General features: G+C 70.2%; 22 protein-coding genes and 1 CRISPR repeat array. Of the genes, 11 read left to right on the top strand and 11 right to left on the bottom strand.

Features of this window, described 5'->3' with window-relative positions; all coding sequences use genetic code 11:
* Nucleotide 1 precedes the first annotated feature (1 nt).
* Nucleotides 2-2164 (bottom strand): TonB-dependent receptor plug domain-containing protein, encoded by a 2163-nt coding sequence (locus Z164_RS0118340; RefSeq protein WP_024892130.1) that lies wholly within the window; start codon nt 2162-2164, stop codon nt 2-4.
* A gap of 188 nt (nt 2165-2352) precedes the next feature.
* Here Z164_RS0118340 and mntR point away from each other — a divergent pair, with 188 nt between their 5' ends.
* Nucleotides 2353-2835, top strand: coding sequence for a manganese-binding transcriptional regulator MntR (gene mntR, locus Z164_RS0118335; protein WP_024892129.1), 483 nt, complete (start codon nt 2353-2355; stop codon nt 2833-2835).
* 196 nt (nt 2836-3031) lie between these two features.
* The gene (locus Z164_RS0118330) at nt 3032-4366 is read left to right on the top strand and encodes a GTP-binding protein (RefSeq protein ID WP_024892128.1); all 1335 of its coding nucleotides are present in this window, start codon (nt 3032-3034) and stop codon (nt 4364-4366) included.
* 542 nt (nt 4367-4908) lie between these two features.
* On the opposite strand, the gene Z164_RS0118325 is transcribed toward Z164_RS0118330, so the two are convergent.
* Together Z164_RS0118325 and Z164_RS0118320 are read right to left on the bottom strand one after the other, a co-directional pair.
* Nucleotides 4909-5262 carry a hypothetical protein gene (locus Z164_RS0118325; RefSeq protein WP_024892127.1) on the bottom strand — a complete coding sequence of 118 codons (354 nt, stop codon included), beginning with the start codon at nt 5260-5262 and terminating at the stop codon, nt 4909-4911.
* Between the two features lie 216 nt (nt 5263-5478).
* Nucleotides 5479-6747, bottom strand: a complete 1269-nt coding sequence (locus Z164_RS0118320) for a glutamate-5-semialdehyde dehydrogenase (protein ID WP_024892126.1) — start codon at nt 6745-6747, stop codon at nt 5479-5481.
* Nucleotides 6748-6945: 198 nt separating this feature from the next.
* Between Z164_RS0118320 and Z164_RS0118315 the strand changes: the two genes are divergently transcribed.
* A complete protein-coding gene (locus Z164_RS0118315) occupies nt 6946-7371 on the top strand; it encodes an acyl-CoA thioesterase (protein ID WP_024892125.1) in 426 nt (141 codons plus the stop codon).
* Nucleotides 7372-7464: 93 nt separating this feature from the next.
* Here Z164_RS0118315 and Z164_RS0118310 read toward each other — a convergent pair whose 3' ends face one another.
* Both Z164_RS0118310 and Z164_RS0118305 read right to left on the bottom strand, forming a co-directional pair.
* Nucleotides 7465-8055 carry a hypothetical protein gene (locus tag Z164_RS0118310; protein WP_024892124.1) on the bottom strand — a complete coding sequence of 197 codons (591 nt, stop codon included), beginning with the start codon at nt 8053-8055 and terminating at the stop codon, nt 7465-7467.
* A gap of 87 nt (nt 8056-8142) precedes the next feature.
* Nucleotides 8143-8772: a nicotinamidase gene (locus Z164_RS0118305; RefSeq protein ID WP_024892123.1), complete on the bottom strand. Its 630-nt coding sequence runs from the start codon at nt 8770-8772 to the stop codon at nt 8143-8145.
* Nucleotides 8773-9163: 391 nt separating this feature from the next.
* On the opposite strand from Z164_RS0118305, the gene Z164_RS0118300 reads away from it, so the two are divergent.
* The 6 genes from Z164_RS0118300 to panE all read left to right on the top strand — a co-directional run bounded on the left by Z164_RS0118300 (nt 9164) and on the right by panE (nt 14812).
* Nucleotides 9164-10477, top strand: coding sequence for an amidohydrolase (locus Z164_RS0118300; protein WP_024892122.1), 1314 nt, complete (start codon nt 9164-9166; stop codon nt 10475-10477).
* Nucleotides 10478-10554: 77 nt separating this feature from the next.
* Complete coding sequence (locus Z164_RS0118295; RefSeq protein ID WP_024892121.1) at nt 10555-11874, top strand: amidohydrolase; 1320 nt, start codon at nt 10555-10557, stop codon at nt 11872-11874.
* 61 nt (nt 11875-11935) lie between these two features.
* Nucleotides 11936-12754: an NADPH-dependent 7-cyano-7-deazaguanine reductase QueF gene (queF, locus tag Z164_RS0118290; protein WP_024892120.1), complete on the top strand. Its 819-nt coding sequence runs from the start codon at nt 11936-11938 to the stop codon at nt 12752-12754.
* A gap of 100 nt (nt 12755-12854) precedes the next feature.
* Nucleotides 12855-13223 carry a LysM peptidoglycan-binding domain-containing protein gene (locus Z164_RS0118285; protein ID WP_024892119.1) on the top strand — a complete coding sequence of 123 codons (369 nt, stop codon included), beginning with the start codon at nt 12855-12857 and terminating at the stop codon, nt 13221-13223.
* 44 nt (nt 13224-13267) lie between these two features.
* Nucleotides 13268-13774 (top strand): hypothetical protein, encoded by a 507-nt coding sequence (locus Z164_RS0118280; protein WP_024892118.1) that lies wholly within the window; start codon nt 13268-13270, stop codon nt 13772-13774.
* Nucleotides 13775-13876: 102 nt separating this feature from the next.
* Nucleotides 13877-14812, top strand: a complete 936-nt coding sequence (panE, locus tag Z164_RS0118275; protein ID WP_024892117.1) for a 2-dehydropantoate 2-reductase — start codon at nt 13877-13879, stop codon at nt 14810-14812.
* Nucleotides 14813-15158: 346 nt separating this feature from the next.
* Nucleotides 15159-17467: direct repeats of the CRISPR family, unit length 28 nt; unit sequence CTTCTGAGCTGCCTACGCGGCAGCGAAC.
* A 129-nt stretch (nt 17468-17596) separates the two neighbouring features.
* Here the strand turns inward: panE and cas6f are convergent.
* Genes cas6f through csy1 form a run of 4 tightly spaced genes read right to left on the bottom strand, consistent with a single transcriptional unit; the run spans nt 17597 to nt 21560 of the window.
* Nucleotides 17597-18163 carry a type I-F CRISPR-associated endoribonuclease Cas6/Csy4 gene (gene cas6f, locus Z164_RS0118270; RefSeq protein WP_024892116.1) on the bottom strand — a complete coding sequence of 189 codons (567 nt, stop codon included), beginning with the start codon at nt 18161-18163 and terminating at the stop codon, nt 17597-17599.
* Nucleotides 18164-18168: 5 nt separating this feature from the next.
* A complete protein-coding gene (csy3, locus tag Z164_RS0118265) occupies nt 18169-19206 on the bottom strand; it encodes a type I-F CRISPR-associated protein Csy3 (RefSeq protein WP_024892115.1) in 1038 nt (345 codons plus the stop codon).
* Nucleotides 19207-19227: 21 nt separating this feature from the next.
* Nucleotides 19228-20223: a type I-F CRISPR-associated protein Csy2 gene (gene csy2 / locus Z164_RS0118260; protein WP_024892114.1), complete on the bottom strand. Its 996-nt coding sequence runs from the start codon at nt 20221-20223 to the stop codon at nt 19228-19230.
* On the bottom strand, nt 20220-21560 hold the full coding sequence (gene csy1 / locus Z164_RS0118255) for a type I-F CRISPR-associated protein Csy1 (RefSeq protein ID WP_043690882.1): 1341 nt from the start codon (nt 21558-21560) through the stop codon (nt 20220-20222). The genes csy2 and csy1 overlap by 4 nt, the downstream gene beginning before the upstream one ends.
* Nucleotides 21561-21988: 428 nt before the next feature.
* Between csy1 and Z164_RS0118250 the strand changes: the two genes are divergently transcribed.
* Together Z164_RS0118250 and Z164_RS0118245 are read left to right on the top strand one after the other, a co-directional pair.
* Nucleotides 21989-22279 carry a nucleotidyltransferase family protein gene (locus Z164_RS0118250; RefSeq protein ID WP_024892112.1) on the top strand — a complete coding sequence of 97 codons (291 nt, stop codon included), beginning with the start codon at nt 21989-21991 and terminating at the stop codon, nt 22277-22279.
* A complete protein-coding gene (locus tag Z164_RS0118245) occupies nt 22276-22647 on the top strand; it encodes a HepT-like ribonuclease domain-containing protein (RefSeq protein WP_024892111.1) in 372 nt (123 codons plus the stop codon). The genes Z164_RS0118250 and Z164_RS0118245 overlap by 4 nt, the downstream gene beginning before the upstream one ends.
* A 14-nt stretch (nt 22648-22661) precedes the next feature.
* Here Z164_RS0118245 and cas3f read toward each other — a convergent pair whose 3' ends face one another.
* Nucleotides 22662-26051, bottom strand: coding sequence for a type I-F CRISPR-associated helicase Cas3f (gene cas3f / locus Z164_RS0118240; protein ID WP_024892110.1), 3390 nt, complete (start codon nt 26049-26051; stop codon nt 22662-22664).
* Nucleotides 26048-26815, bottom strand: a complete 768-nt coding sequence (gene cas1f, locus Z164_RS21010; protein WP_236621829.1) for a type I-F CRISPR-associated endonuclease Cas1f — start codon at nt 26813-26815, stop codon at nt 26048-26050. The genes cas3f and cas1f overlap by 4 nt, the downstream gene beginning before the upstream one ends.
* Nucleotides 26816-26882 lie beyond the last annotated feature (67 nt).

The following is a 26882-nucleotide window of genomic DNA, read 5'->3' as shown; positions in this document are numbered from 1 at the left end:
GCTAGAACGAGAAGCGCAGGCTGGCATACGCCGAGCGCGCGAAGCGCGGGCCGTAGACGTAGTCGCTGTCGCGGTCGGGTCCGGTCTCCAGGTCGCGCTGGCGCTGGTCGAACAGATTGCGCACGCCCAGCGACAGGTCCCAGTGGCGCTCGCCGGCGCCGAAGTGGCGCGTCGCGCCGGCATCCACCACCCAGAAGTCGCGCACGCGCTCAAGGCGGGCGGTGTTGTTGTTGAGCACGTGCATGCGGCCGGTGTACTTGAGCCCGAGATAGAGATCCCAGGCCTCGCTCGGCGCCCACGCCGCCTGCGCGACGCCGCTCCAGGCTGGGGTCTTGAGGAGGTCGCGGGTGGCCAGCACCGTGTCGCCGTCGTCGAACACCACCTGCGCCTCGTCGTAGCGCGCGCGATACCACGCCACGCCACCGGTCAGGCGCAGCGCGTCGGTCGCCTGCCAGCCGAGGTTGCTCTCGACGCCGGCCACGCGCGAGCCGGAGGCGTTCTCGCGCACCTGGTAGAGCGCGCCGTCGCCGTCGCGGCGGATCTCGCCGAGCACGAAGGTGTCGCGGATGCGCGTCCAGGACACCGCCGCGTCCCACATCCAGCGCGGGTCGGCCGGATCGGACCGCCAGTCCAGGCCGAGCATGGCGGTGGTGGCGCGCTCCTCCGACAGCCCCTCGGCGTTGCGGATGCGCACCGGCGCCGCGCCGAGGGTGTCCACGTGCAGATCCTCGCTGAAGATCTCCGGCGCGCGGAAGCCGGTGGACACGCCGGCGCGCAGCTTGAGGCCCTCGCTGGCCTGGAAGGCCAGCGCCGCGCGCGGGGAGAACACCGCGTCGTCGAGCGTCGAGCTCTTGTCCGCGCGCGCGCCCAGCACCAGGTCCACCGCCTCGCCGACGGCCCATTCGTCCTGCACGAACACGCCGAGGTTGGTGAAGGTCTCCTCGCCGGCACGCGCGAGCGTCCTGCCCGCGGCGTCGCGGTTCTCGTCGCGCACGCGCTCGCGCCGGTACTGCGCGCCGAAGGCGATCAGGTGCGCGCCGACGCGCCAGTTGGCCTGGCTGTCCAGGTAGTGCAGCGGGTTCTCGGTGTAGCCGTACTGGGCGTAGGCGCGCGCGGCCGCGCTGCCGGGGCGGGCGGGATCGAGCTCGCCCGGGTCGTAATCGGGGTCGGCCGGGTCGGTCGCCACGTCGCCCAGGCCGCCGTAGAAGCTGTCGCGCTCGATGTAGGCGAACGAATAGCCGAGGCCGAAGTCGAGATCGTCGTTCACGATCTGGTCCCAGCGCACGCCGCCGCGGTGGTAGTCGGTCTGCAGCGATTCGGCGACGTTGGCCAGCCATTCCGGCTGGTCGAGCCGGTTGCCGCCGCGCCGCGATTCGCGGGTGAACTGGTAGTCCGCGCGCAGCGCGCCGCCCTCGCCGACGGTCCGCCAGCCCTGCACGCCGACGACCTTGCGGTCCTTCTCGGTGATCTCGCTGTAGCCGTCGCCGTCGAAATCGATCGCGTCGTTGCGCGCGGCCTGGCCCACCAGCGACAGGCCGTAGCGGCCGCCGGCATCGACCCGGTCCACGCGGCCGTCCACCACGTGCAGCGGCTCGCCCTTCTGCACCTCGGTGGCCGCCTGCACGAAGCCGCCGTTGCGCCGCGGCCGCTCCGACACCAGGTTGACCACCCCGGCCACCGCCCCCGGGCCGTAGAGCGCCGAGCCGCCGCCCTTGACCACCTCGATGCGGTCGATGAAGGCAGCCGGGATCTGTTCGAGGCCGTACACCCCGCCCAGCGTGGACATGAGCGGCGTACCGTCGAACAGCAACTGGCTGTACGCCCCGCCCAGGCCCAGCAACTGCACCTCCGAGGTGTTGCAGTTCTGGCAGTTGCTCTCCACCCGCAGGCCGTTGATCAGCTCCACCGCGCGCGAGAAGTCGCTCGCCCCGCGCAGCCGGATGTCCTCGCCGCGCAGCACCTCGGTGCGCACCGGCACGTCGGCCAGCAGCCGCTCGGTGCGCGTGGCGGTGCTGACGGTGACCCGCACCGCGTCCAGCTCCACCGCGCGGCGGGCGCCGTCGTCGGCGGCCATCGCGGCGGACGCGGACAGGGCGAGCGAGACGGCGATCGGCAGGCGGCGGGGCGCCGGGCGCGGCGGGCGCGGCGGGACGGTTCGGGACATCGGGTGGGCTCCGGGGGACGGTGACAGGGACAGGGCGGCGGGCCGCGAGCGGCGGCGGAATCGACCCGACGAAATATAGCTTATGCTATATCTCATAGTAGAAGAATACTTGATGAGTAGAGACTTTGTTTTCTGCCCGCGGCGCGGATTGGCGACAATGGCAGCCCCGCCACTGCCCCGGGACCGGCATGTCGAACAAGCGCCCCGCCCCGCGCGAAGCTTCCACCGCCTCCGCGCTGGTCGACGCCCGCATCCAGGTCGAGAGCTTCCGCCAGGTCCGCGAGGCCCACCGCTCGGAGCTGGTCGAGGACTACGTCGAGCTGATCTCCGACCTCATCGCCGACGGCGGCGAGGCGCGCCAGGTGGACATCGCCGAGCGCATGGGCGTGGCCCAGCCGACCGTGGCGCGAATGCTGCAGCGGCTGGCGCGCGAGGGCCTGGTGTCGAAGCGCCCGTATCGCGGCGTGTTCCTGACCGAGGCCGGCGAGGCGCTGGCCAGCGCCAGCCGCGAGCGCCACCGCACGGTCGAGGACTTCCTGCTCGCGCTGGGGGTGCCGGCGGACATCGCGCGCCGCGACGCCGAGGGCATCGAGCACCACGTCAGCCGCGAAACGCTGGAGATCTTCGCCGCCTTCGCACGCGACCCGCGCAAGCCGGGCCGGCGCGCGTAGCCGATACGGCGCGTCGGCGCGCGGGACGACCGCGGTGCAGCGGCCCCTGCGGGTCCGGTCCGTTTCCCCGGGCCCACGCCGGCCGGGCGCGGGACGGCCGCGGCGTCGTCCGCCGCGCGGGGTCGGATTGGGGGCCGACTTGTCCAGGCTCATGATGTTACTTTATAACATCACGATCACTCCCAGGATCGAGCCCGTGTCCCCGTCCCGCCCCCGCGACACCCGCCTCCCCGTCACCGTGCTCTCCGGCTTCCTCGGCGCCGGCAAGACCACCCTGCTCAACCGCGTGCTGCGCAATCGCGAGGGTCGCCGCGTCGCAGTGATCGTCAACGACATGAGCGAGGTCAACATCGACGCGCAGCTGGTACGCGCCGGCGACGCGACCCTGCGCCGCACCGAGGAGACCCTGGTCGAGTTCAGCAACGGCTGCATCTGCTGCACGCTGCGCGACGACCTGCTGCAGGAAGTGCGCCGGCTGGCCGCGAGCGGTCGCTACGACTACCTGCTGATCGAATCCACCGGGATCGGCGAGCCGATGCCGGTCGCGGCCACCTTCGCCGTGCGCGACGCCGACGGCTTCAGCCTGTCCGATGTCGCCCGCCTGGACACGATGGCGACCGTGGTCGACGGCGTGTCGTTCCTGGCCGACTTCGCCTCCGCCCAGCGCCTGGCCGATCGCGGCCTGCAGGCCGGGCCGGGCGACGCGCGCGGCGTGGTCGAGTTGCTCGGCGAGCAGATCGAGTTCGCCGACGTGCTGGTGATCAGCAAGTGCGACCTCCTGCCGCCGGGCCGGTCCGAATGGATCCGCGCGGTGCTGCGGGCGATGAACCGCGACGCGCTGCTGGTCGATTCGCACGGCGACGACGTGCCGATGTCGGTGCTGCTCGACACCGGCCGCTTCGATTTCGCGCGCGCGCAGCGGGCGCCGGGCTGGATGCAGGAACTGCGCGGCGAGCACACGCCCGAAACCGAGGCCTACGGCATCGGCAGCCTCGTCTACCGCGCGCGCCGGCCGTTCCACCCCGAGCGCTACGCGCGCCTGCTCGCCGAGGGGCTGCCGGGCGTGCTGCGCAGCAAGGGCTTCTTCTGGCTGGCCAGCCGCATGGACTGGGTGGGCGAGTTGTCGACCGTGGGCGGTTCGACCCGGCACCAGGCGATCGGCTTCTGGTACGCGGCGCGTTCGCGCGTACGCGGCGCGCTCGACCGACCGCCCGCGCCGCGCCACGGTCCCGTCGCGCCGCTGACCGACCTTGGCCGGCAACGCCTGCAGGCCGCGGCCTGGACCGACCCGCCGCCCGCGCCCGAGGAGACCGCCGACGCGGCCGAGCATGCGGCGCTGCGCGCGCTGTGGCATCCGCTGTGGGGCGACCGCCGCCAGGAACTGGCGCTGATCGGCATCGGGCTCGACCGCGAGGCGACCGTCGCTGCGCTCGACGCCTGCCTGCTCGACGACCGCGAGATGGCCGCCGGGCCGGAGCGCTGGCGCGAGCTGCCCGACCCCTTCCCGGCCTGGCGCCGCGCGGCGGCCTGAGCCGGGCGCGCGCTACGACACCGCAGCTCGGCCGCCGCGCGGCGCGCTTCCTCGCCCGCCATGCCGGCCTGTTCGCGCCGGCCGACGCGTCTGCCGGGGCGGCTCGGTCGGCACGCGCCGATGCGTGACTCGGGCCATCCGACCTCCCTGGATCGCGCGCGCCCGCGGGATGGCGATGTCAGATCACCGAAACCAGCATGCTCGTCGAAGCTGACTCGCCGCATACACTCGCGGCCGCAGATGCGGTGTAATCGCCTCTTGGCACATTCGCCGTGCAGAGAAACGGAAGGACGATCGAACCCCACCTGCTAATCATGGTCGACACCGTAAACGAGCAACCAGGGATGATACTGCCCGAGAGCGTAGCGTATTCGCTCAGGAAATTCTCATACTCGTAGTCGGCGGACGCCTCGTATGTATCCGAATCGCCCTGCTCGATTCGGTCCGCCCCCCATAGATCGACCGAAACGAACGTATGGCCGCAGTTGCTCTTGCTCCGGGAAACGTGTTCTCCCGAACCCACTAAACCGCGTGACTCGCGCTCAGCCCCCCCCCCCTCTCTGCGAGGTAACGCCGCATGGAAGAGCGGGAATTACGCCTTGATCCACGATGATCTGTGCATCTTCGATCAGCGAGGCACCGACGCTGTCGCGGCAATAGGCACGCAGGGCATCGAGCGTAGCGGGCTCCTGGTCTCGTGGCCTGACCAGAAAGCTGCCACCGTCCAGAACAACGTGCTTGATCTGGACGCGTTGCCCGTCCGGCAACGTCAACGACCGGGCGACGTGCCGCTCGCCGTGGGGCGCGGCCTGCGACGACGCCGAGGCGGGCGGCGCCCCGAAACCTTGGCAGGGGGCCAGAATCGATACCAGCAGAACGAGACTCTTCGCCTTCATCGCACGACTCCTGATGCGGGATGAAACGGATGGGCAAGCGCTGCCTGGCTGCAGGGCTGGGGCATGCGCAACATACCCCACGCGACGATCGCGCGAGACTCCCGCCGACGCGCATCGCGCGTTTCGCGCGTCGACCGGGGGTTCGACGGGCCATGCGTCGCATCGCGCACGGCGACGATCGCGGCGTACCGGATCGACCCGGCCGGCGCTGCCGCGTCAGCCCTGCGCCGATTCCGGGTGCCGCACCTGGCCCTCGCCGCGCACCACCCAGCGCTCGATGGTCAGCGATTCCAGGCCCATCGGGCCGTAGGCGTGCAGGCGGGTGGTGGAGATGCCGATCTCCGCGCCCAGGCCGAGTTCGCCGCCGTCGTTGAAGCGCGAGGAGGCGTTGACCATCACCGCCGAGGCGGGGATCGCGCGGACGAAGCGCTCGGCGGCGGCGGGGTCGGCGGTGGCGATGACCTCGGTGTGGTCGGAGCCGTGGCGGCGGATGTGGGCGATCGCCGCGTCGAGGTCGTCGACCACGCGCACGGCCAGGATCGGGGCCAGGAACTCGGCGGCGTAGTCGTCCTCGGTGGCGGGCGCGGCCTGCGGGTACAGCGCGCGGGTGCGCGCGCAGCCGCGCAGCTCGGCGCCGCGCGCGGCCAGCGCGGCCAGCGCGCCGGGCAGCCAGCGCTCGGCGATCGCCGCGTGCACCAGCAGCGTCTCCAGCGCGTTGCACACGCCCGGCCGCGACAGCTTGCCGTCGATGGCCAGCCGCGTGGCCACGGCCTCGTCGGCGGCGGCGTCCACGTACAGGTGGCACACGCCCTTGTAGTGCTTGATCACCGGCACCCGCGCGTGCTCGGCGACGAAGCGGATCAGCGCCTCGCCGCCGCGCGGGATCGCCAGATCGACGAGATCGGCGAGCTGCAACAGTTCCAGCACGTGCTCGCGCGCGGTGTCCTCCACCAGCGACACCGCCTCCGCGGGCAGGCCGCGCTCGCGCAGCGCCGCGTGCAGGCAGCGCGCGATCGCGGCGTTGCTGGCGGCGGCCTCGGAACCGCCGCGCAGCAGTACCGCGTTGCCGGCGCGCAGGCACAGCGCGGCAGCATCGGCGGTCACGTTCGGGCGCGCCTCGTAGATCATCGCGATCAGACCCAGCGGGATGCGCACCTTCTCCACCGCCAGGCCGTTTGGCCGGGTCTCGCGCCGGGTGACCTGGCCGACCGGGTCGGGCAGCGCGGCCACCTCGCGCAGCGCGCGCACGATGCCGTCGATGCGTGCGTCGTCCAGGCGCAGCCGGTCGAGCAGCGCCCCGCCGGTGCCGGCGGCGTCGGCGCGCGCGAGATCCTGCGCGTTGGCATCGAGGATTCCGGCGCGGCCGGCATCCACCGCCGCGGCCATCGCCTCGATCAGGCCCGCGCGCTGCGCGCCGTCGAGCGCGGCGACGGCCTGCGCCGCCTCGCGGGCGCGCACGGCCAGGGAACGGACGTAGCCGGACATGGAACGGTCTCCTTGCGGAATGGGGGCGGAGGCGACGAAGCCGCAGCCGCATCGACAGCTTAATGGCCCGCGCCCCCTTTGTTGATTCCCGGGTGAACGCGCGGGGCCGAACGGGTGCGCGGCGCCGGCTCGACAGCGGGTCCCGGGCGGGTCCAGCATGTGGGCCGGGAGGGCATGCATCCACACCGGGAGAAGCCCATGTCCGAGATCGCAAGCACCGAGCCGCGCCCCACCGAAGCCCGCCTGCTCGAGATGGTTTTCCCCGACCACACCAACCACCTCGGCACGCTGTTCGGCGGCCAGGCGCTGGCGTGGATGGACATGGCGGCGTTCATCGCCGCCTCGCGCTACGCGCGCAGCACCGTGGTCACCGCGCGCTCCGAGCAGGTCGACTTCAACCAGCCGGTCAAGAAGGGCCAGCTGGTCGAGACCATCGCCCGCATCGTGCGCGTGGGCCGCAGCTCGATGCACGTGGAGGTCGAGCTGATTACCGAGGACCTGCTGACCGGCGACCGCAAGCTGTGCACGCGCGGGCACTTCGTGATGGTCGCGCTCGACGAACTCGGCCGGCCGGTGGCCGCACCGCCGTTGCCGGCGCACGCGGCCGAGGCGACCGCGACGTAAGCGCCCGGGGCGCGCACGCGGCGATCGAGTCGTCAATGGCGGCCGGGAACCGGCGCCCCGCAACGCCACCTTCGCCCGACGTCCGGAGCGTCTTCATGGTGAGGCGCCGGGCCACGTCGCCGTCAGCGTCGTCGTGTCGATGCGCACCACCGTCTGCAGTGCGCCGATGCGCCGAAGGACGCCTGCGCGCGCCTCGGGACCCGCCTGCCTGGCCTGCGCCAGCAGGCGTTCGACGATCCGTTCGACGGGCGCCCTCGCCAGTGCGAGGAACTGGTCGAACCCCAGATCGAGCGCGCGCTGCAAGGCGGCCTGCTGGAGCAGCTCGGCATCCTCGACGCGTTCGTCGATCAGCATCCGCTCCATTTCGAGCGCCACCAGCTCGGCGATCCGATGCCGGTTCAACGCATGCAGATCACCCTCGCGCATCGCGAAGATGCTCTTGAGCGTGGCGATCCTGCCCATCTCTTCGTCGCAGATCCGATGATCGTCGAGCGCGTGCTCCACGTAGTCGACGATGAAGTCGGCTGCGCACCGGCGAACGTCCGGATGCTCGGCCTCGGGAACGCGCCACAGCGCCCAGCCCTCGCGCTGCAGCCGCTCCAGTGCGGGTGCCAGCGGATCGGATTCGCCATGCGCCCGGCGATAACGCGCAATGGCGCGATTCAGACACTCGGCCTCCTGCATCGAACTCTCCCCCCTGTCCAGGCGACGTTTTCCAGCCTACCGCGCTTCTGTCGGCAAGCGCACGTTCTTCAGGGCAGCGGGCGATCGTCAATCGCCGTCGATGGCGATACCCGCCGCGGCGAGCGCGGCGCGCGTGGGGACGTCGCCCTCCGGGGTCACCGGGCGGGTCAGCGGCCACAGCACGCGGGCGCGGAAGCCGGCGGCGGCGGCGTCCTGCGCGGTCCACAGCACGCAATAGTCGCGCGCCAGCCCGCAGACGTGGACCTCGGCGATGCCGCGCTCGCGCAGCCAGCCGGCAAGCCCGGTGCTGGGCCGCGCGCCGCCGGGGCCGTGGTTCTCGCGGAAGCCGCTGTAGGAATCGACCTGCGGGTCGCTGCCCTTGCGCAGGATCAGGTCGGCCGGCGACCAGTCGATGCGCGGATCGAGTTGCGCGCCGGCGCTGCCCTGGATGCAGTGGTCCGGCCACAGCACCTGCGGGGCGCCGTGCAGTTCGATGGTCTCGAACGGCGCGCGATCCGGGTGGCTGCTGGCGAACGAGGCGTGCCCGGGCGGGTGCCAGTCCTGGGTGGCGACCACGGTGCGGTAGCGGCGCGCGGCCAGCAGCGCGGCGATGGGCGCGACCACCGCGTCGCCTTCGTGGCAGGCCAACGCGCCGCCGGGCATGAAGTCCGGTTGCACGTCGACCGCGATCAGGGCGATATCGGATGCATGACGCATGGGGCGACCTCGGGTCGGCGGGCATCGAACGGCACCGGGTTCGACAGCTTATCGCCTGCGCCGCGTTTCGGCCGCCGCGCGGCACGCCCTAGACTGTATCGACATTCAGCGCGCGAAAGGCCCGCTCTTGGAGGCACGCTGTCTTTGGCCTGCCCCCGCACGCGGGGTCATGCTGTTTGTCCCTTCGCCCGCAAGCGGGGGAAGGTGCGAAGGCGGATGGGGGCACGCCGCAGGCGTGCAAAAGCCCCCCTCATCCGGCGCTGCGCGCCACCTTCTCCCACTTGCGGGAGAAGGGATGGCATGGTCCCGCTTGCGAGAGAAGGGACGGTTTCGACACTGCAGGTCGAATGTCGATTCGCCCTAGAATCGAGGGATCGTGAGGAGATCCGCCATGCCCGTCCGCCCCCGCCTGTTCGCCGCCCTGCTGCTGTCCGTCGCCGTCTCCACGGCGCTCGCCGCGCCGCGACCGGAGGCGGAAGCCGCGGCGCGCGCGCTGCAGCCGCGCGCGGTGGAGTGGCGCCGCGACCTGCACGCGCACCCGGAGCTCGGCAACCAGGAGACGCGCACCGCCGCCAAGGTGGCCGAGCACCTGCGCGCGCTCGGGCTGGAGCCGCGCACCGGCATCGGCCCGACCGGGGTGGTCGCGGTGCTGAAGGGCGCGCGGCCGGGCCCGCGCATCGCGCTGCGCGCCGACATGGATGCGCTGCCGGTCACCGAACGGACCGGCCTGCCGTTCGCCTCCACCGTCACCGCCACCTACCGCGGGCAACCGGCCGGGGTGATGCACGCCTGCGGCCACGACATGCACGTCGCGATCCTGATGGGCGTGGCCGAGGCGCTGGCCGGCATGCGCGACCGGCTGGCGGGCGAGGTGGTGTTCGTGTTCCAGCCGGCCGAGGAAGGCCCGCCGGAGCCGGGCGAGACCTTCGGCGCCAAGCGCATGCTCGACGAGGGCGCGTTCGCCGGCGGCACGCCCGACGCGATCCTCGGCCTGCACGTCTGGGCCGGCCTGCACACCGGCCAGATCGGCTTCCGCAGCGGCCCGACGCTGGCCAGCGCCGACGAGTGGTCGCTGACGATCGGCGGCAGGCAGACCCACGGCTCGCGGCCGTGGGACGGCGTGGATCCGATCACCGTCGGCGCGCAGATCCTGCTGGCCACGCAAAGCATGATCGCGCGCCAGGTCAACATCGTGAACGCGCCGGTGGTGCTGACCGCCGGGCAGTTCCAGAGCGGCGTGCGCTTCAACATCATCCCCGACGACGCGCGCCTGGTCGGCACCCTGCGCACCTACGACCCGGCCGTGCGCGAGGACGTGATCGCGCGCTTCGAACGCATCGCCACCGACTACGCCCACGCCGCCGGCGCGACCGCGGAGCTGCAGGTCATCAACAACGCGCCGGCCACGATCAACGATCCCGACCTCGCCCGTCGCGTGCTGCCCGCGCTGCAGGCCGCGGTGGGCGCGGAGCACGTGGTGGAAATGCCGCTGGTGACCGTGGCCGAGGACTTCTCGCAGTTCGCCAACGCGGTCCCCGGCGCCTACTTCTTCGTCGGCACCACGCCGCAGGGCCAGGACCCGGCCACGATGCCGATCAACCACTCCCCGCACTACGCCCCGGACGAAGCCGCGCTGGAAGTCGGCATGCGCGCGATGCTGCAGGCGACGCTGGACCTGCTGGAAGGCGAGCCCCGGCGCGAGTGACGCCGCGCCGGACATCCTGGCGACCGCGGCGTCGGAAATCGTCTAGCATCGCCTCGACACTCCAGGGAGCCGTTCCGATGCCACGCCTCGCCACCGCGCTGCTCGGCGCCTGCTGCGCCGTCCTGCCCGCCCTCGCCGTCGCCCAGGCCCCGCAGCGGCCGGAAGTCGCCCGCGCCGCCGCCGCCCTGCAGGACAAGGTGGTCGCCTGGCGCCGCGACATCCACCAGCATCCCGAACTCTCCAACCGCGAGACCCGCACCGGCGCCAAGGTGGCCGATCACCTGCGCGCGCTCGGGCTGGAACCGCGCACCGGCATCGCCCACACCGGCGTGACCGCGGTGCTGAAGGGCGGCCGTCCCGGTCCGCGCATCGCCCTGCGCGCGGACATGGACGCGCTGCCGGTCACCGAACAGACTGGCCTGCCGTTCGCCTCCAAGGTCACCGACACCTACCGCGGCCAGACCACCGGCGTCATGCACGCCTGCGGCCACGACGCCCACACCGCGATCCTGATGGGCGTGGCCGAGGCGCTGGTCGGCATGCGCGACGAACTGCCCGGCGAGATCCTGTTCGTGTTCCAGCCCGCCGAGGAAGGCGCCCCGGAGGGCGAGGAGGGCGGCGCGGGCCTGATGCTGAAGGAGGGCGTGTTCGCCGACTTCCGCCCGGAGGCGGTGTTCGGCCTGCACGTCTTCAGCACCCTCAACGCCGACCGCCTGGGCGTGCGCGCGGGCCCCACCATGGCCGCCTCGGACCGCTTCGAGCTGAAGGTGATCGGCCGCCAGACCCACGGCTCGCGGCCCTGGGGCGGCGTGGACCCGATCGTGGCCGCGGCGCAGATCGTCAACCAGTCGCAGGCCATCGTCAGCCGCCAGATGGACATCAGCCGGCAGCCGGTGGTGGTGAGCTTCGGCGCGATCGAGGGCGGCATCCGCTACAACATCATCCCCGACTCGGTGGAGATGGTTGGCACCATCCGCACCTTCGACGAGGACATGCGCGCCGACGTGTTCCGCCGCCTCAACCACGTCGCCGAGCACGTGGCCGCCGCCAACGGCGCCACCGTGCAGGCGCGCATCCCCGCCGACGAGGGCAACCCGGTCACCTACAACGATCCCGCACTGACCGCGCGGATGCGCCCGAGCCTGGAAGCCGTGGCCGGTCCCGACAAGGTCGTGGACATGCCGCTGATCATGGGCGCCGAGGACTTCTCGCTGTACGCCAGGGAAGTGCCGGGACTGTTCTTCTTCGTCGGCGCCACCCCGGTCGGCGCCGATCCCGCGGGCGCGCCCAGCAACCACTCGCCGCAGTTCGACGTCGACGAATCCGCCCTCGACCTCGGCCTGCGCGCGATGCTGCAGCTCGCCCTGGACTACCTGGAAGGCGGCAACGCAGGCTAGGCGCGCGTGCCGTTCCGGCCGCGTGCCGGATACGGCGCGCTCCAGCGCCTACACTGGCGCCATGAGCACGCCCCAAGATTCCAGCCTCGGCCGCAGCGTCGCCTACCCGGACCGCTACGACCCGGCGCTGCTGTTCCCGATCCCGCGCGCGCAGGGCCGCGCCGCGCTCGGCCTCGAACCCGCCGCCCTGCCCTTCGCCGGCGCCGACCGCTGGCACGCCTACGAGCTGGGCTGGCTGGACGCGCGAGGCAAGCCGGTGGTCGCCACCGCCACCCTGACCGTGCCGGCCGACTCGCCGAACCTGATCGAGTCCAAGTCGCTCAAGCTGTACCTGAACTCCCTCAACGCCGCGCGCTTCCAGACCCGCGAGGCGGCCTTCGCGACGATCGCCGGCGACCTCTCCGCCGCCGCCGGCGCGCCGGTGGACGTCGCCCCCGGCCTGCCGCCGTTCTCCGCCGGGCCCGACGACGCCATCGACCTCGACGGGCTCGACCTCGACATCGACGCCTACGGCCCACCCGAGCCCGGCCACCTGCGCGCCGAGGCCGGCACCCTCGTCGAGGAGACCCTGCGCTCGGAGCTGCTGAAGTCGAACTGCCCGGTGACCGGCCAGCCCGACTGGGCCACGCTGCGCATCGCCTACCGCGGCCCGCGCCTGGACCGCGCCGGTCTGCTGCGCTACCTGGTGTCCTTCCGCGACCACGCCGAGTTCCACGAGCAGTGCGCCGAACGCATCTTCCTCGACCTGCTGCAGCGCGCGCGCCCGGCGGCCCTGTCGGTGGAGGCCCGCTACACCCGCCGCGGCGGGCTCGACATCAACCCCTGGCGCACCACCCCCGGCCTGGCGCCGCCGCGCCCGGCGCGCGAGATCCGCCAATAGCGACGCGTTTCACATTCCGGACATGCGGTCTTAACTTTCCGCGTGCGAGGCTGCCGCCGCTTCCATCATCCCAACCTGCAGGCAGCAGACCGGAGGGCGCATGAGCGACACCCGCAAGACCCCAGACCCCGCGTCGCTTTCGCTGAAAGGCGGCAGCGCGAACGCCTCGCCCAAGGCCGACTTCTCCAAGGTGAGCGGCCACGTGCAGAGCAGCGAGCAGACCGCGCAGTCCCCCAAGGCCGACTTCGGCGGCGTGAAAGGCTCGGTCCAGTCGACCGAGGCGACCTCGGGCGCGCGCTCGCACACCGTCGCCAAGGGCGAGAACCTCTCCGCCATCTCCAAGCAGTACTACGGCTCGCCGAACCACTGGAAGGACATCTTCGAGGCCAACCGCGACCAGCTCGACGATCCCGACCTGATCCAGCCCGGCCAGGTACTGCGGATTCCCCCGCGCGACGCCGGCGCCTGAACGACGCCTCCTTCCGACTTCCCGCGAACCCAAGGACACGGCCCATGACCCAGACCCGAACCACACTCGCCCTCGCGATCGCGCTCGCCAGCACCCTCGGCCTGAGCGCCTGCAACCGCGACCGCGGCACGCCCGACGAGACCACGCCCCCGCCGGCCACGGCGCCCACCGCTCCCGCGCCCGCCACGCCCGCCGAACAGCCGCCGGCGGGCCCGTCGGTGCAGGTGACCGAGATCGTGCTCGGCACCCAGGCCAGCGACAGCGAACGCGTCGCCGATCCCAAGACCGACTTCGCCCCCACCGACCGCACCATCATCGCCTCGGTGATCACCCAGGCCTCGGCCGATCACAGCGGCGAGCTGCGCGCGCGCTGGACCTTCCAGGACGGCCAGCTCGTCGAGGAATCCAGCCAGCGCCTGGACTTCTCCGGCCCCGGCGTGACCAACTTCAGGATCAACAACACGGAGAACTGGCCGGTCGGCAAGTACCGGATCGAAGTCTCGCTGGACGGCAACGTCGTGCAGACGCGCGAATTCAACGTCGTCCAGTAAGCGCCTCCCGCGCGCACCGCGACGGGCGCGGCCTCCGGGTCGCGCCCGTCGTCGTTTCCGCCCGGCGCTATGATCGTGCGCTCTCTCGCGACGGAGCACGACATGCGGATCCTGGTCCTGGGCGCCGGCGGCACCGGCGGCTACTTCGGCGGGCGGCTGGCCCAATCGGGCGCCGACATCGCCTTCCTGGTCCGGCCCGCGCGCGCCGCAGCGCTCGCCCGCGACGGCCTGCGCCTGCGCAGCCCGCTGGGCGACGCCGACATCCCCGTGCGCTGCCTCACCGCCGAAGACGCCCCCGCCATCGCCGCGCAGCAGCCCTTCGACCTGGTCCTGCTCAGCTGCAAGGCCTACGATCTCGACAGCGCCATCGAGGCCATCGCCCCCGTCGTCGGGCCCGGCACCGCGGTCCTGCCGATCCTCAACGGCCTGCGCCACTACGCGGCGCTGGACGCCCGCTTCGGTCCCGACAACGTCATCGGCGGGCTGTGCTTCATCAGCGCCACCCAGGCCCCCGACGGCAGCATCCGACACCATACCCGCGCCGCCTCGATCACCTTCGGCGAGCGCGACGGCCAAGACAGCGCGCGCTGCCGCAGCTTCGCCGCGCTGTGCGAAGCCGCCGGCATCCGACACCTGCACGCCCCCGACATCGCCGGCGAGCAGTGGAACAAGTTCACCTTCCTCGCCACGCTGGCCGCCGCCACCTGCCTGATGCGCACCGACGTCGGCACGATCGCCGCCACCGAAGGCGGCCCCGACTTCGTGCGCGCCCTCTACGCCGAAACGCTCGCCGCCGCCGAAGCCGCCGGGCACCCCGTGCCCGCCGCCGCCCAGCAGACCGCACTGCGCCAGCTCACCGAGCCCGGCTCGCCGATGAAGGCCTCGATGCTGCACGACCTCGAAGCCGGCCGCCGCGTGGAAGCCGCGCACATCGTCGGCGACATGCTCGAGCGCGTGCGCGCTACCGGCACCGACGCCCCACGCCTCGCCGCCGCCTGGTGCCACCTGCAAGCCTACGAACGCACCCTGGCCGCCTGACCCCACAGGCCCACGCGCCTTGCCGACCGCACGCACCGCACGCGGCCGCGCCGCCCTGCGTGAGGAATCGAAGAATGTGCCCCGGCCCGGCATCCCCCATGTGCTCAGATGGCGGCCAGTTTTCCCTTGCGGAGCAGCTCTCCCTGCATTTCGCATGACCGTGCCGCCGGGGCCCGCACAGTGTGTCGCCGCATCCCGCAAGCCACAGTAGGGCAGTGCCGGCATGGCGTGTAGGAAAAGTCTGATCTGGCCCGATCACGCGCGGGCGATCCCTGGAAGTGGGGCTTCTGTACCGCATGTGTCGCGGCGAACGGCGTGGCTGCTGCGGTCTCGGATGACCCCCGGACTTCTGAGCTGCCTACGCGGCAGCGAACGTCGCCTGCCTGGCCCTGTGGGTCCTGGGTATCTTCTGAGCTGCCTACGCGGCAGCGAACCGGTCGCCGGCGACGTGGGCGCCCTCCCACTCCTTCTGAGCTGCCTACGCGGCAGCGAACACCCTAACGCCCAGAATGCGCCCGCCCGCCGCCTTCTGAGCTGCCTACGCGGCAGCGAACACGCATAGACGAGTCTCCGTTGCGGCGGCCCACTTCTGAGCTGCCTACGCGGCAGCGAACATCCCGAGGAACACCAGCCCGACCGCCGCGACCTTCTGAGCTGCCTACGCGGCAGCGAACCGCTCCAACCTCCAGGTCTCGCCCCTTGCCGACTTCTGAGCTGCCTACGCGGCAGCGAACGGGGGAGGGGTGCAGCCCCTCCCGATTGATGCCTTCTGAGCTGCCTACGCGGCAGCGAACCTGCCCGCTACCAAGCGGGCCTGCTCGCGGTCCTTCTGAGCTGCCTACGCGGCAGCGAACGGGCCACGAATTCGGGCCCGATGACCTACGCTCTTCTGAGCTGCCTACGCGGCAGCGAACGCCTTCACGAGTTCGGGATGCGATTGCTTCATCTTCTGAGCTGCCTACGCGGCAGCGAACCGATTGCTTCATGGCGTCGGTCACTCCATCCGCTTCTGAGCTGCCTACGCGGCAGCGAACCGCTGGTGGCAGACGTGTTGCAGTTCGTTGATCTTCTGAGCTGCCTACGCGGCAGCGAACCTTTTGCCTCGAACCACTCCTGCGTTTCGACCCTTCTGAGCTGCCTACGCGGCAGCGAACGCCTCAAGGGCGTTGACCGTCTCGACCCGCGCCTTCTGAGCTGCCTACGCGGCAGCGAACATTTCACTACCCCCGTAGGTCGCATCGTGCAGCTTCTGAGCTGCCTACGCGGCAGCGAACAAGTAGCCGATCCCTGTTCTGCGCAAGGATTGCTTCTGAGCTGCCTACGCGGCAGCGAACCACGAACGGCAATCCGTAGCGCCGACGGATGTCTTCTGAGCTGCCTACGCGGCAGCGAACTCGAGCGCGGTCGCCGCGGGCAGCCCCTGGATCTTCTGAGCTGCCTACGCGGCAGCGAACGGCCGCCTTCCTCGCTGCGACGAGCTCGTGCACTTCTGAGCTGCCTACGCGGCAGCGAACATCAGCATCAGCAACGACAACTGACCGCCGATCTTCTGAGCTGCCTACGCGGCAGCGAACTGTCGATCCCCGCGCTTGTCCAGCGCGGCACACTTCTGAGCTGCCTACGCGGCAGCGAACTTCGACTTGCCCTTGCCCTTCGGCGCGGGCTTCTTCTGAGCTGCCTACGCGGCAGCGAACGAACCTTACGACAACGCCGATCAGGTGGACGACTTCTGAGCTGCCTACGCGGCAGCGAACTACGCCGGGATGGTCCTGCCAGACGTCACCGTCTTCTGAGCTGCCTACGCGGCAGCGAACTATCGCCAACCCCGGCGCCCGTCTGCGCCGTTCTTCTGAGCTGCCTACGCGGCAGCGAACGGGCGGCCATCCGGCAGGTGCCGGACCCGACCCTTCTGAGCTGCCTACGCGGCAGCGAACTGTTGGCCGTTTCGACCAACATGGGCAGTGTTCTTCTGAGCTGCCTACGCGGCAGCGAACCGAGTAACGATCCTTCATCGCCCACTTCTCAACTTCTGAGCTGCCTACGCGGCAGCGAACGTTCACGACACCCTGCGGGTCATCGGCGCGTTCTTCTGAGCTGCCTACGCGGCAGCGAACCATTCGCCTGACGTCTGCCGCCCACGCCTCATCCTTCTGAGCTGCCTACGCGGCAGCGAACCCTCCGGGGTAGTCGTGGACCGTCTTGTGGGCCTTCTGAGCTGCCTACGCGGCAGCGAACGCACTCGGGTCGATTGCGTGGGAGCCGGGCAACTTCTGAGCTGCCTACGCGGCAGCGAACGAGCAGGACATCCAAGAGCTTCGACAGACGAGCTTCTGAGCTGCCTACGCGGCAGCGAACGAACTCGAATGTCGAATACGAGATCAGGCCGACTTCTGAGCTGCCTACGCGGCAGCGAACGGTGGCGTCCACGGCGCTGTTGCCGGTAGCACCTTCTGAGCTGCCTACGCGGCAGCGAACGATTCCAAGCGTGCCGCGATGCGGCGCTCAGGCTTCTGAGCTGCCTACGCGGCAGCGAACCTCGGAAAAACGGCCGCCCGGGGAGTGCCCGGCTTCTGAGCTGCCTACGCGGCAGCGAACGCAGCTACGTGCGCGGCTATGTTGCCGCCGGTCTTCTGAGCTGCCTACGCGGCAGCGAACAAGAGTAATTTGCTCCTAAGCTCCTTTAGCGAAAGAGATTTCTATCCCAAGTGACTCGCCGCCCCTTTTGAGGACGGCGATCCCAAGCCATTGATTTTCAAAGATCTCGCAGACCCTCCGCAAAAAGGGTCAGAACCAGGGGATGGTCGCGGCGGCGCTCAGGCCATGACTGTTGAACCGGCCGGTGGTGGCTACCGAGGCGAGCGGACCGAGTGCGATGAAGAGGCAGAAAGGCTGGCCGGTGCTGCGGCTGCGCAGGCGCGCATACGGCAGGGTGGGACGCCGCTCCACCGTATCCGGGATCGCCCGTGCCGCTTGCTCGGGGGTTTCGCCCTTGCGCCGCATGCGCCGCCTGCGCAGCCGCTCCGCGCTGGTCTTGAACTGCCGGCGCTGAACGGTACGGTGGGCGACACCACGCGGAACCTCGGCAATGTCGGTCACGCGGACATGGTCCTTGACTCCTTTCAGCCAGCCCGAGTCCAGGAAACCCTGCAGGCGGCTCTCGCTTCCGTGCAGCCGCAGCCGATTGCCCAACGTCCGCGGCGTCACGCTGTAGTCCGGAAAGCTCACGCCGATGTCGTCCGCGCGCTGCCGCACCAGCTCCAGGTGAAGGCGGTCGTACAACGTGCCCAGCACCTGCGGGGCCGGCGTTTCCGGGTCCGGCACGACGGTGATGTCGATGTAGTGCGTGGTCATGACGCTCAGCCCGCTTCGCCGAACACGCCGCCGCGGATCAGGGTGGCGACGACGAAGTGCTGTTGCTCCGGCTCCGGCGCCTTGTCCTTGAGGATCCAGCCGTCGAGCAGGTTGTAGAAGTCCTTCTTTTCCTTGGGCTGGCGCCAGGCCTTGCCCTGGGTGGTGACCGATCCATAGGGCTCCACGGCGATCGGGCCGTTTTCCTCGGCGCCCGGATACCAGGTGTCGATGGTGCGCAGGGCGTTGCCGATCTTCTGCGAGTGGATGGCGGCCACGGCCTTGTCGCCTTCGCCCACGGCATACAGGGTCTTGCTCTTGTCGCCGCGCCCGCGGTCGAGGATCAGCTCCTGCGAGGGGAACACTTCCTGACCCGGGCCGATGCGCACGAAGGCGGTGACCTGCAGCAGGACATGGGCGGTCCCCGCCAGGCCTTCCGCGATCAGCGCGGCCAGTTCCGCCAGTGCCTGCGCCTCGTCTTGCGGAGCGGCGAGGTCATGCAGCTGATGGGCCAGGGCGTCGAAGGTCCATTGCGCAACGGGCACGCCTTCCTTGAGGTGCGCCACATGCACGCGCGCCTGTTCGGCGCCGATCCGGTTGCGCCAGAGGAAGCGGCCGTTGGCGAGATTGGCGGCGTAGCGGCGCGCCAGTTCGCCGAAGCCGTGAGTCTGCACGTAGCCTGCGACAGTGGCGAGCAGCTTTTCGCGATAGGCGGCGTCGTTGCAGGCCGACGGCGCACCCGCACCGCCGAGCACGCGCAGGGTGAACTGGACCTTCAGCGTATCGGCATCGGCCGGCAGTGCCGCGACATCGACAGTCTGCAGGTTAGGGCTCTGGATCGCGGCATCGAGCTTGGCGGGGTCCTGCCCGGAGGCCTTCAGGCGATTGGAAATGGTGCCGCGCACGGATTTCTCTCGCAGCGTGACCGGCTTCCACTCGGCGGATGCGTCGCGCGCGTCCCAGCTGCCGGCGAAGAACAGGGCGTCGGACGGATCGAGCTTGCGCTCGAAGGCGAGGACGGAGGCGGTCTTGAGGTCTTTGGACATGATGAGTTCCTTTCGATTCGATCAGTCGTTGGAGGTAGTAGAGCCACGCGCGTAATCGTTCCGGCAGCGATAGACGCGCCGGGCATCGTCGCTGTGCGCGTACCAGAGCAGCTGGCTGGGGTGGGTCAACCGATGGGGGCCGATCCATTGGCCGATGGAGTACAAGCTTTCGACGAAGCGGAACGAGGTGGCGGTGTCGCGCGCATTGCGGACCGCGCCCGGCTCGTGCAGGTCGGACAGCGCGCCATACCCGACCGGGATCGGAACGATCCAGCCCTCCGTGCGGTCGTGATCCCATTCGATCCGGACCTTGGGCTCGCCGGTGCGCTCGTCCGTGGTCTCGATCCGATGCGATCGCCAGTTGAACCGCGACAGGTCGAGCCAGGCATCGAGCGGCCCCATGCCCTGGGCGGCCATGCGAGCGATGCGCTGCTGCAGCAGGTCGTCGCGGGAGACCAGGGCGAAGCCGGGCAGCCAGTGGCGCCGCCAGCGACGGAACTGCCTGGAAGCCATTTCCGCATCCTGGTCCAGCATCCTGAGCGCGGGTCGCAGGTTGCGGTCCTGGATATTCGGCAGGAACACGCTGCCACCGGCGATCCGCATGCCGGCGACAACCGCGGCGATGCCGGCCGCGATGGCTTGTCGGCGGGTATCGTCCTCCGCTGTGAAGCGCCCGTCCGCGCCGAACACGAGCGTGACCTCCAGGTGGATGCGGCCTTCCTCGACGATGGCGGCGGCGCCGCCGTCCTTGTCGACCGGGTTGCGCGTCAAACGGAAGGCCTTGACGTATCCGCCCTCGGTCGTCTGCTCCTGGAATCCATGACAGATCACACCGACGCTTTGCAGCGCAATGGCGAACTCCGTATCCGCAAGCCGGCGTTCCAGCGCCCACATGAAACCGAGAAACGCGGTCATCGAGGGAAAGCCGTGCGTCAACGGACTGGAGATCGCGTTGGCGTTCTGGATGCGCAGCCGGGGCAGGACCAGCAATGCCGGGCTGGCAGGTAGGCCGGTCATGGACGCACTCCTTCCGCGCGCTCGCGCTTCTCCAGGTCGTCGAGCCAGCGTTTCCACTGGTCCAGCTCGAACAGCCAGTCCGGGTGATGGGCCAGTTCGCTCGCCCAGTGCCGCTGCACGGCCGACTCGTCCTCGCCGAGCTTCACGCGCTTCCTGATCTCGGTATTGAGCCATTGGCCGAAGCGATCGCACACGCGCCGTGGCCAGTCGAACCGGCGCCACTGTTCGCGGAAGGCGAGATCGGATTCGCCGCGATGCGGATCGAGCCACAGCTGCTCGTCGGGATCGAGGGCGATCCCCGCCTCGGCCGTCCAGCCCGGCGAATGCTTCTGCACGGCAGCGGAGAAGGCCAGGACCATGTCGATGATGCGATCGGACAGTTCGTCGCGGGCGTCTCGGGTGTCCATGGTCTTGCCCGGGTTGGACGCCAGGAATCGTTTCAGCTCCCCGGCCGGCATCCAGACGTCGAGGTTCTTCGACCAGACATCGAAGATCGAGCCCTGCCCCTTCGAGGGCAGCAACTGAAGCTCGGACTTCCAGGGCGGTGGCGGCAGCGAGGCGAGCAGGTAGTTGTTGCCGCCGCGTTCGCTGTTGAGCTGGGAGATGTTCTGCGGCTTGGTGCCGCCCAGCTTCTGCACCGCCAGGTGGGGGTACTCGCGGTACCCGACCGGATGCGCTTGCTTGTCGCGCCGCGCCTGACGCGCTTGCTTGGCCGTCTCGCCGAACCGGTCCTCGTTGAGGGTCTGGAAGACCGCGTGCGCCAGCGACGTGGCGTACAGCGGCGCGAGAATGCGGAACTGCTCGTCGTCGAGCGGATCGTCGCCGGCCAGCCAGTAGAGCTGCTTGGCGTGGGTATGCGAGGCGTGTCCACCCTCGCGAGGACGGGTCAGCCCGGTGAACGCCGCGATCCAGTCGCGGGACTGGTCGGGGTCCGGGTGGAGCGCCGCGGCCAGATCAGCGTCTTCGTCCAGCATCCAGTCGAGTAAGGGCCGGCCGTCCACGTCCCGCTTGAGGAACTTATAGACGTCCAGGGCGGCGGCGTTGCCGACGACATCGCCGGTGAAATCCCCGGCCAGCGCGTGAGTGCCGATCTCGGCATGCCGGGGCAGGGTGTCGGGCGGGCAATACAGGTTGCTGCCGCGCGCGTCCGGATGGATCGGCTTGAGCGAGTGGGTGACGGCCTGGATCTGGCCGGCGCGCCGGGCCGCATCGGCGAGCCACGTGGCGGGTTGGTGTTGCTGGATCAGGGCGTCTCGCCTGGGATCGTCGTCGGCGAGCTTGTCGAGCTTGGCGTCGAGACGTTCTCGGATGAACGTCTCGATGGAGGCCCGGAACATGGCTTGCCGGCCTGTCGGGGTGTGAACCATCGGGATTCCTTGGCTTGGGTCGGCTGCAGGCAGCCGCTAGAATCCCCCGAGCAACGCTCAGGGGATCCGTTCCTTGATGGTGGATGCGCTCCTATCTTGAGGGCGCGCGTTTGCCAGTCACTGAACTACCCTCCTTGCCGCACATGACCTGCGGTTGGCCCCGGCCTCTCGAACCGAGCGTTGTTGGATCGTCCGGGGGTGGCAGCCCCCGGACGATCGACACTTTAAAGCTACTCCGCCCGCAAAGCAACCATGTTACTTCCAATATATATCTAATCTTGTTGCGCTAAACTGGGCTCCTGCCGAGTAGGCAGCTCAGAAGATGTTGCTTCCGAGAGGATCTCTACAATTCGCTGCCGCATAGGCAGTTCCATCTAGCCTGTTGAATCGGCTGCGCCATGAAACCCTCCGACGCCCTCCGTACCCGACTGGATGCCCTGCACGGCGCGACCCGACGCTTCCGGGTCGCCAATCCGCGCGTGTACGGCTCCGTGCTGCACGGCACCGACGGCGAAGGCAGCGACCTGGACTTGTTGGTCGATCCCACCCCGGAAACGACGCTGTTCGACCTCGGCGGCTTGCAGGTCGCCCTGGAAGAGCTGCTGGGGGTTCCGGTGGACGTCCGCACGCCCGGCGATCTGCCGGCGCGGTTCCGCGATGCGGTGCTGCGGGAGGCCCGGCCGCTGTGAGCCCGGACCGCTTCGCCGGCTGGCTCGACGACATGCGCGCCGCGGCCGTACAGGCCTGCGGCTACGTTGAAGGCATGACGCGCGAGGACTTCCTGGACGATCCCCGGACCCAGCAGGCGGTCGCCATGAACCTGCTGATCATCGGCGAGATCGCGGCCAAGCTGATCGAACGGTACCCGGAGCGGCTCGCCAGCGCTCCGCAGATCCCGTGGGCGAGCATGAAGGGCATGCGCAACCGAATCGCGCATGGGTACTTCGAGATCGACATGGGCGTGGTCTGGGAGACGGTGCAGCGCGCCCTGCCGGCGTTGCTCGAGCAACTGGCGGCCCTCCCGAGTGATCGCATCGATCCCGATCCGGCGCATTGAGCCGTTCGCTCGCATCAAGCGTGTCTCGTGTAGCCCAGGGCCGGATGGAACCACCAGCCGTAGGTGCTGTCCGGCACCGACGCCTTGCCATAGCGCTTGGCGCACGGCTCCAGCGGCACGTCCAGTTCGGCCGCGTAATCCCGCAACACCTGCATGTAGTCGGTAACACCCCAGATGCCGATCCCTGCGCCACGGAGGCGCTCGTCGGAAATGCGGTGCAGGTCCACCCCGTCGCGCAGCGGCACGTACACCTGCTTCCCCGGTCGCTCCGCGTCGTCGATGCGATGCAGGACGTAGTCTTCCTCGCTCTCGTCGGGCAACAGCACCAGTTCGACTTCGCGGCGATGCCCGTCGTCGCGGAAACGCTGCTGCACTTGCAGGATGGCGGTGAGGGCGGCGTGCGCATGGGTCCAGCACGCGCTGGCGTTGAGCGGCGCCGGTTCCGGCGCGATGCCGTAGCGTCGCTGTCGCGGCGTGGGCTCGGGCGATGGCGGCGGCGGCAGCATCTGCGCCCGGAGCCGGGCATGCTCGAGGTCGATCAGCCGCGCCTGCGGGCGCAGATCGGAAGGCGCGGCCGAAAGCAGACGCGGCCGGGAATCGGGGACCGCATAGTCGGCCGGATCGAGCAGATGAGCCAGGTCGTGGTGGACCAGGCGGAACGCGCCGCTGTCCTGCTCGAAGCCCGGCTTGCAGAACGCGGCCTTGCCTGGCCGCTCGAAGCTGCGCAGGTTGCGCTGGAGCACCTGGATGTTCGCGCGCTCCACCGCGCCGGGCCGATGCCGACGAACGCGGCCGGCGAGCTGAATCAAGGAACGCATCGATGAGGGCTCGACGAGGGCCCAGTCGTAGTCGTGGTCGCGTCCGACCTCGGTGACCGGGCTGCCGAGCACGACGAACAGATGGTCGGCCTCGGGGTACGCGTCCAGGCAGCGCCGCACGTCGGTCAGGTCGAACACGGCCTCCGGCCGGCGACGGTCCAGGGCGGCGTCCAGCCGGCGCTCGATGTCGGAGCGGACGAGCAGCGGGAACCGGGAGTGATACACGCACAGGTGGATGCGCGCGCCCGGCGGTACGCCGTGCCGGAACAGCGCCAGCGCGACATCGATCATCGGCTCGATGTTGGCCATCCGGATCAGGCCGAAGCTGACGCGCTTGCCGCTGCGCGGATCGCGCGCATGGTGTTCGGCATGCAGGGCCAGAGCGCCATCGCGCGCCCGCAGCGCGAACTCGTCGCGCAACTGCTCTGTTCGCTCGCCCTGAAGCGGAAGCGGCAGCAGCGCCGCCCGGCGCGATGCCGATGTCTCAGCCTGCTGGCCGAGCATCTGGTGCCGACGGGTCGCGAACGCGAGATGCCGTTCGCGAAAATCCTCCGCGCTTTCGCAATCGTGTTGCGCCTGGGCGAACTCGTCGAACCAGGCGCAGCAGATCGCCGCGGGCGCGTCCGGGCGTTCGCCGCGATTGCGCTGGAACCAAGTGCGTCCGCTGCGATAGGCCAGGAAGAGCCCCTCGACCAGCGCGGGCGGCAGGGTGGCCGATGACAGCAGCACGCGGCTGCCGAGCAGGCCCGCCCAGTGCACCAGCCGGGTCAGCGCGGGCAGGTCTTCGAGGTCGAAGTCGTCCGGTTCGTCCAGCACCAGGTCGCTGCTGAGCAACCGCAGCATCGGCGCGATCTGGCGCCCGCCGCGCTGGCTCTCTGTCGCCGGCACCAGGTGATCGATGGTACAGACCAGGATCGGCGCGGCGATCAGGCGACGAACCTGCGCATCGGCACCGAGCCGCTGCAGCACGGGGTGATCTTCGTTGCCTTCGTAGAGGACGTGGCCGTCCTCGGGCAGCAGATCCTGGCTCGAGGCCGAGCCGGCCCGCTCGGCCAGCCGCTCGTGGTGCGCGAACAAGTCGCGGTTGGCGGCGCCGCCGACCATGATCGCCAGCTCGTCGTCGCCGAGCCGGAGCAATCGCTGGAACGCCCGCCCCGTCTGCAAGGTCAGCGTGCGCAACCCCATTGCGAACGCGCAGCGCATGCCGGCCTGCGGATCGGCAAGGGCGTTCATGATGCGCGCGTTGCCGAGCGTCTTGCCGCAACCGGTCGAGGCGAGATTGACGATGAAGGCGCCGTTGCACGCGGCGCGCTCTCGCATCGCGGCGGCGGTATCGCTGGCGCGATCCTGCCAACGGAAACGCGGGTCTTCGCTACGCTGGCGCAGCCGCCGATGACGCGCCAGCCTGGGCAGGTGGCGTTCGAGTCCGGGCAGCCCGTGGACGACGACACCGCTGTGCTTGGCGACACCGATCAGGTGCTCGTCCAGGGCCTGGCAACAGGCGCCGCTGTCCCGAAACGTGTTGGCGAACAGCGGATAGTCCCGAGCCCCGGCCTCGCGCTGATGTGTGTCGGTGAGCCGGGAGTAGTGGTGATCGGCGAGCATCAGACTCATCCGCGCCAGGTGCATGACGAACGGATCGTCGATGGGCGACCGGCGGCCGTCGCGGTCGAGCCGATCCAGCAGCCTCCTGGCGACCCGTGCCGCGCGCGCGCGCCAGCGTTCGGTCTCGACGGGTAACGGGCCCGCAAAGGTCCAATAGGGCCGCACGGCGTCCTCATCGCGATCGCCCGGGGTTTCGTTCCAGTCGCACGCGATGCTCGCCAGCGGATCGTGCAGACGGTCGGTGCGGAGGCCTTCGATCCGCGCACCCAACCGGGGATGTCCGCTGCGATCATGGCCGGGCATCACCGGCAGGCGGTGGTGGCTGAGTATCAACCAACCGATGGCGCGAGCCAGGGGCGGCAGCCCGGCCAGCGGCAGGCGGATGGCGGCCTCCGGGTCCAGGCCATCGCGCAGACCGGATCGTGCCGGGTCCCATCGCCCGGGATCGGCGGCCGACGGTTCGGCCAGCCGCCGCAGCCACCCCGCATCGTCGTCATCGCCGACGAACGCCTGGAACATCCGCAGCGACACCCATTCGTGCCGGTAGCGGTTACGCTCGGTCAGCGTGCCCTCGAGCCGCCGCTGGAACGCCACGCTGGCCTTGCCGAGGTCGTGCAGCAACGCGGCCAGTTGCGCGAGCAGGCGGATGTCCTCGGCGCTGTGCCAGTCGTTCTCGTCCTCGCGCCGCAGGACGTTGCGCACGGTGGTGTTGGTCGGCACCGCGCCTTCGGCGTTGAAGCGGCGGGCGTCGCCGACGATCCACAGCAGTTCGCTGTGGTCCAGGCCGCGGATCCAGTGGCAGGCCACGGCGGTATTCTTGCGCGCGGTCCTGCGCAGCAGCTTGCGCAGCGTGTCCAGGCCGGCCTGGGTGATGGGCGTCTGCCAGGTGCGCTCGCCCTTGCGTTCGGCGAACTGGTCGAGGATGCGGCGCGTCTCGGTCAGCGCGCGCTTGTCGCACTGGGAGATCAGCAGGACGTTCATGGCTGGGCCTGCGTGGCGGTCTGCAGGGCGACGGCCTTGAGGGTGTCGATCATGAAGTCCAGCGATTCGCTGCGCGTCAGCGCCTCGATGCAGTTGCGGCGGAACTGCTGTTCGTCGTCGCCGCGCATTGCGGACAGGAACGCCTGCGGCAGGATGCTGGCGTCCTTGATCAGGTCGGCCACGTCGAATACCAACCCGCCGCGGCGGGTCTTGCCGTGCAGTACCGCCAGCCCGTGCGGCAGGCCGAGCACCCAGGTGGCGGTCGCGCCCAGGCCGTAGGCCAGGTAGTTGCCGTGGTCGAGGAAGCGATTGGCCGGATCGCTGCCGCTGCCGCGCTTGGCGCGGGTGAAGGCGCCGTAGCCCACGGTATCGACCGCCAGCTTGAACAGCGCCTTGGTCAGGCGCGCTTCCTCGGCCAGCAGCGCGGTGTTGTCCTGGGCCAGTTCGATCTCCCGAGACGTGCGCTGCAGCAGTTCGTCCAGCCGGGCCGGGGTCGCGGCGAAGCCGGCCTGGCGCAGCGACCGGTGCGCCCACTGTTCGCGCAGCCTTGCGATGCGGGCGCGCTGGAAGGCCTTGGCGGCGTACAGCCGCAGGTCGTCGTCGAACCAGAACTTCACCCAGGCCTGCAGGTACTCGGTGGGCCGGTATTCGCTCTGCGGCGAGAACCAGGCCACCTCCATGTCGATCTCGTTGGCGGAGAACAGCGGCGTGCCGCCACCGCCGCAGAAACCCACCAGCACGCCGGCCTTGGCCAGTTCGCGCATCGCCGCCTGGGTGATCGAGGTTCCCGTCGAGCAGGATCGTCGTGGTATTGGCGATCGGGATGTTCCA

The organism is Luteimonas huabeiensis HB2 (assembly GCF_000559025.1).
Taxonomy (GTDB): domain Bacteria; phylum Pseudomonadota; class Gammaproteobacteria; order Xanthomonadales; family Xanthomonadaceae; genus Luteimonas; species Luteimonas huabeiensis.
The sequence above is the reverse complement of the archived record's forward strand: the minus strand, read 5'-3'. Positions and strand labels throughout refer to the sequence as shown.

Bases quoted from the DNA above. Each gene is read 5' to 3' on its own strand.
- Z164_RS0118340 (WP_024892130.1), bottom strand. From the start codon at position 2,164: ATGTCCCGAACCGTCCCGCCGCGCCCGCCGCGCCCGGCGCCCCGCCGC.
- mntR (WP_024892129.1), top strand. From the start codon at position 2,353: ATGTCGAACAAGCGCCCCGCCCCGCGCGAAGCTTCCACCGCCTCCGCG.
- Z164_RS0118325 (WP_024892127.1), bottom strand. From the start codon at position 5,262: ATGAAGGCGAAGAGTCTCGTTCTGCTGGTATCGATTCTGGCCCCCTGC.
- Z164_RS0118320 (WP_024892126.1), bottom strand. From the start codon at position 6,747: ATGTCCGGCTACGTCCGTTCCCTGGCCGTGCGCGCCCGCGAGGCGGCG.
- Z164_RS0118315 (WP_024892125.1), top strand. From the start codon at position 6,946: ATGTCCGAGATCGCAAGCACCGAGCCGCGCCCCACCGAAGCCCGCCTG.
- Z164_RS0118310 (WP_024892124.1), bottom strand. From the start codon at position 8,055: ATGCAGGAGGCCGAGTGTCTGAATCGCGCCATTGCGCGTTATCGCCGG.
- Z164_RS0118305 (WP_024892123.1), bottom strand. From the start codon at position 8,772: ATGCGTCATGCATCCGATATCGCCCTGATCGCGGTCGACGTGCAACCG.
- Z164_RS0118300 (WP_024892122.1), top strand. From the start codon at position 9,164: ATGCCCGTCCGCCCCCGCCTGTTCGCCGCCCTGCTGCTGTCCGTCGCC.
- Z164_RS0118295 (WP_024892121.1), top strand. From the start codon at position 10,555: ATGCCACGCCTCGCCACCGCGCTGCTCGGCGCCTGCTGCGCCGTCCTG.
- queF (WP_024892120.1), top strand. From the start codon at position 11,936: ATGAGCACGCCCCAAGATTCCAGCCTCGGCCGCAGCGTCGCCTACCCG.
- Z164_RS0118285 (WP_024892119.1), top strand. From the start codon at position 12,855: ATGAGCGACACCCGCAAGACCCCAGACCCCGCGTCGCTTTCGCTGAAA.
- Z164_RS0118280 (WP_024892118.1), top strand. From the start codon at position 13,268: ATGACCCAGACCCGAACCACACTCGCCCTCGCGATCGCGCTCGCCAGC.
- panE (WP_024892117.1), top strand. From the start codon at position 13,877: ATGCGGATCCTGGTCCTGGGCGCCGGCGGCACCGGCGGCTACTTCGGC.
- cas6f (WP_024892116.1), bottom strand. From the start codon at position 18,163: ATGACCACGCACTACATCGACATCACCGTCGTGCCGGACCCGGAAACG.
- csy3 (WP_024892115.1), bottom strand. From the start codon at position 19,206: ATGTCCAAAGACCTCAAGACCGCCTCCGTCCTCGCCTTCGAGCGCAAG.
- csy2 (WP_024892114.1), bottom strand. From the start codon at position 20,223: ATGACCGGCCTACCTGCCAGCCCGGCATTGCTGGTCCTGCCCCGGCTG.
- csy1 (WP_043690882.1), bottom strand. From the start codon at position 21,560: ATGTTCCGGGCCTCCATCGAGACGTTCATCCGAGAACGTCTCGACGCC.
- Z164_RS0118250 (WP_024892112.1), top strand. From the start codon at position 21,989: ATGAAACCCTCCGACGCCCTCCGTACCCGACTGGATGCCCTGCACGGC.
- cas3f (WP_024892110.1), bottom strand. From the start codon at position 26,051: ATGAACGTCCTGCTGATCTCCCAGTGCGACAAGCGCGCGCTGACCGAG.
- cas1f (WP_236621829.1), bottom strand. From the start codon at position 26,815: ATGCGCGAACTGGCCAAGGCCGGCGTGCTGGTGGGTTTCTGCGGCGGT.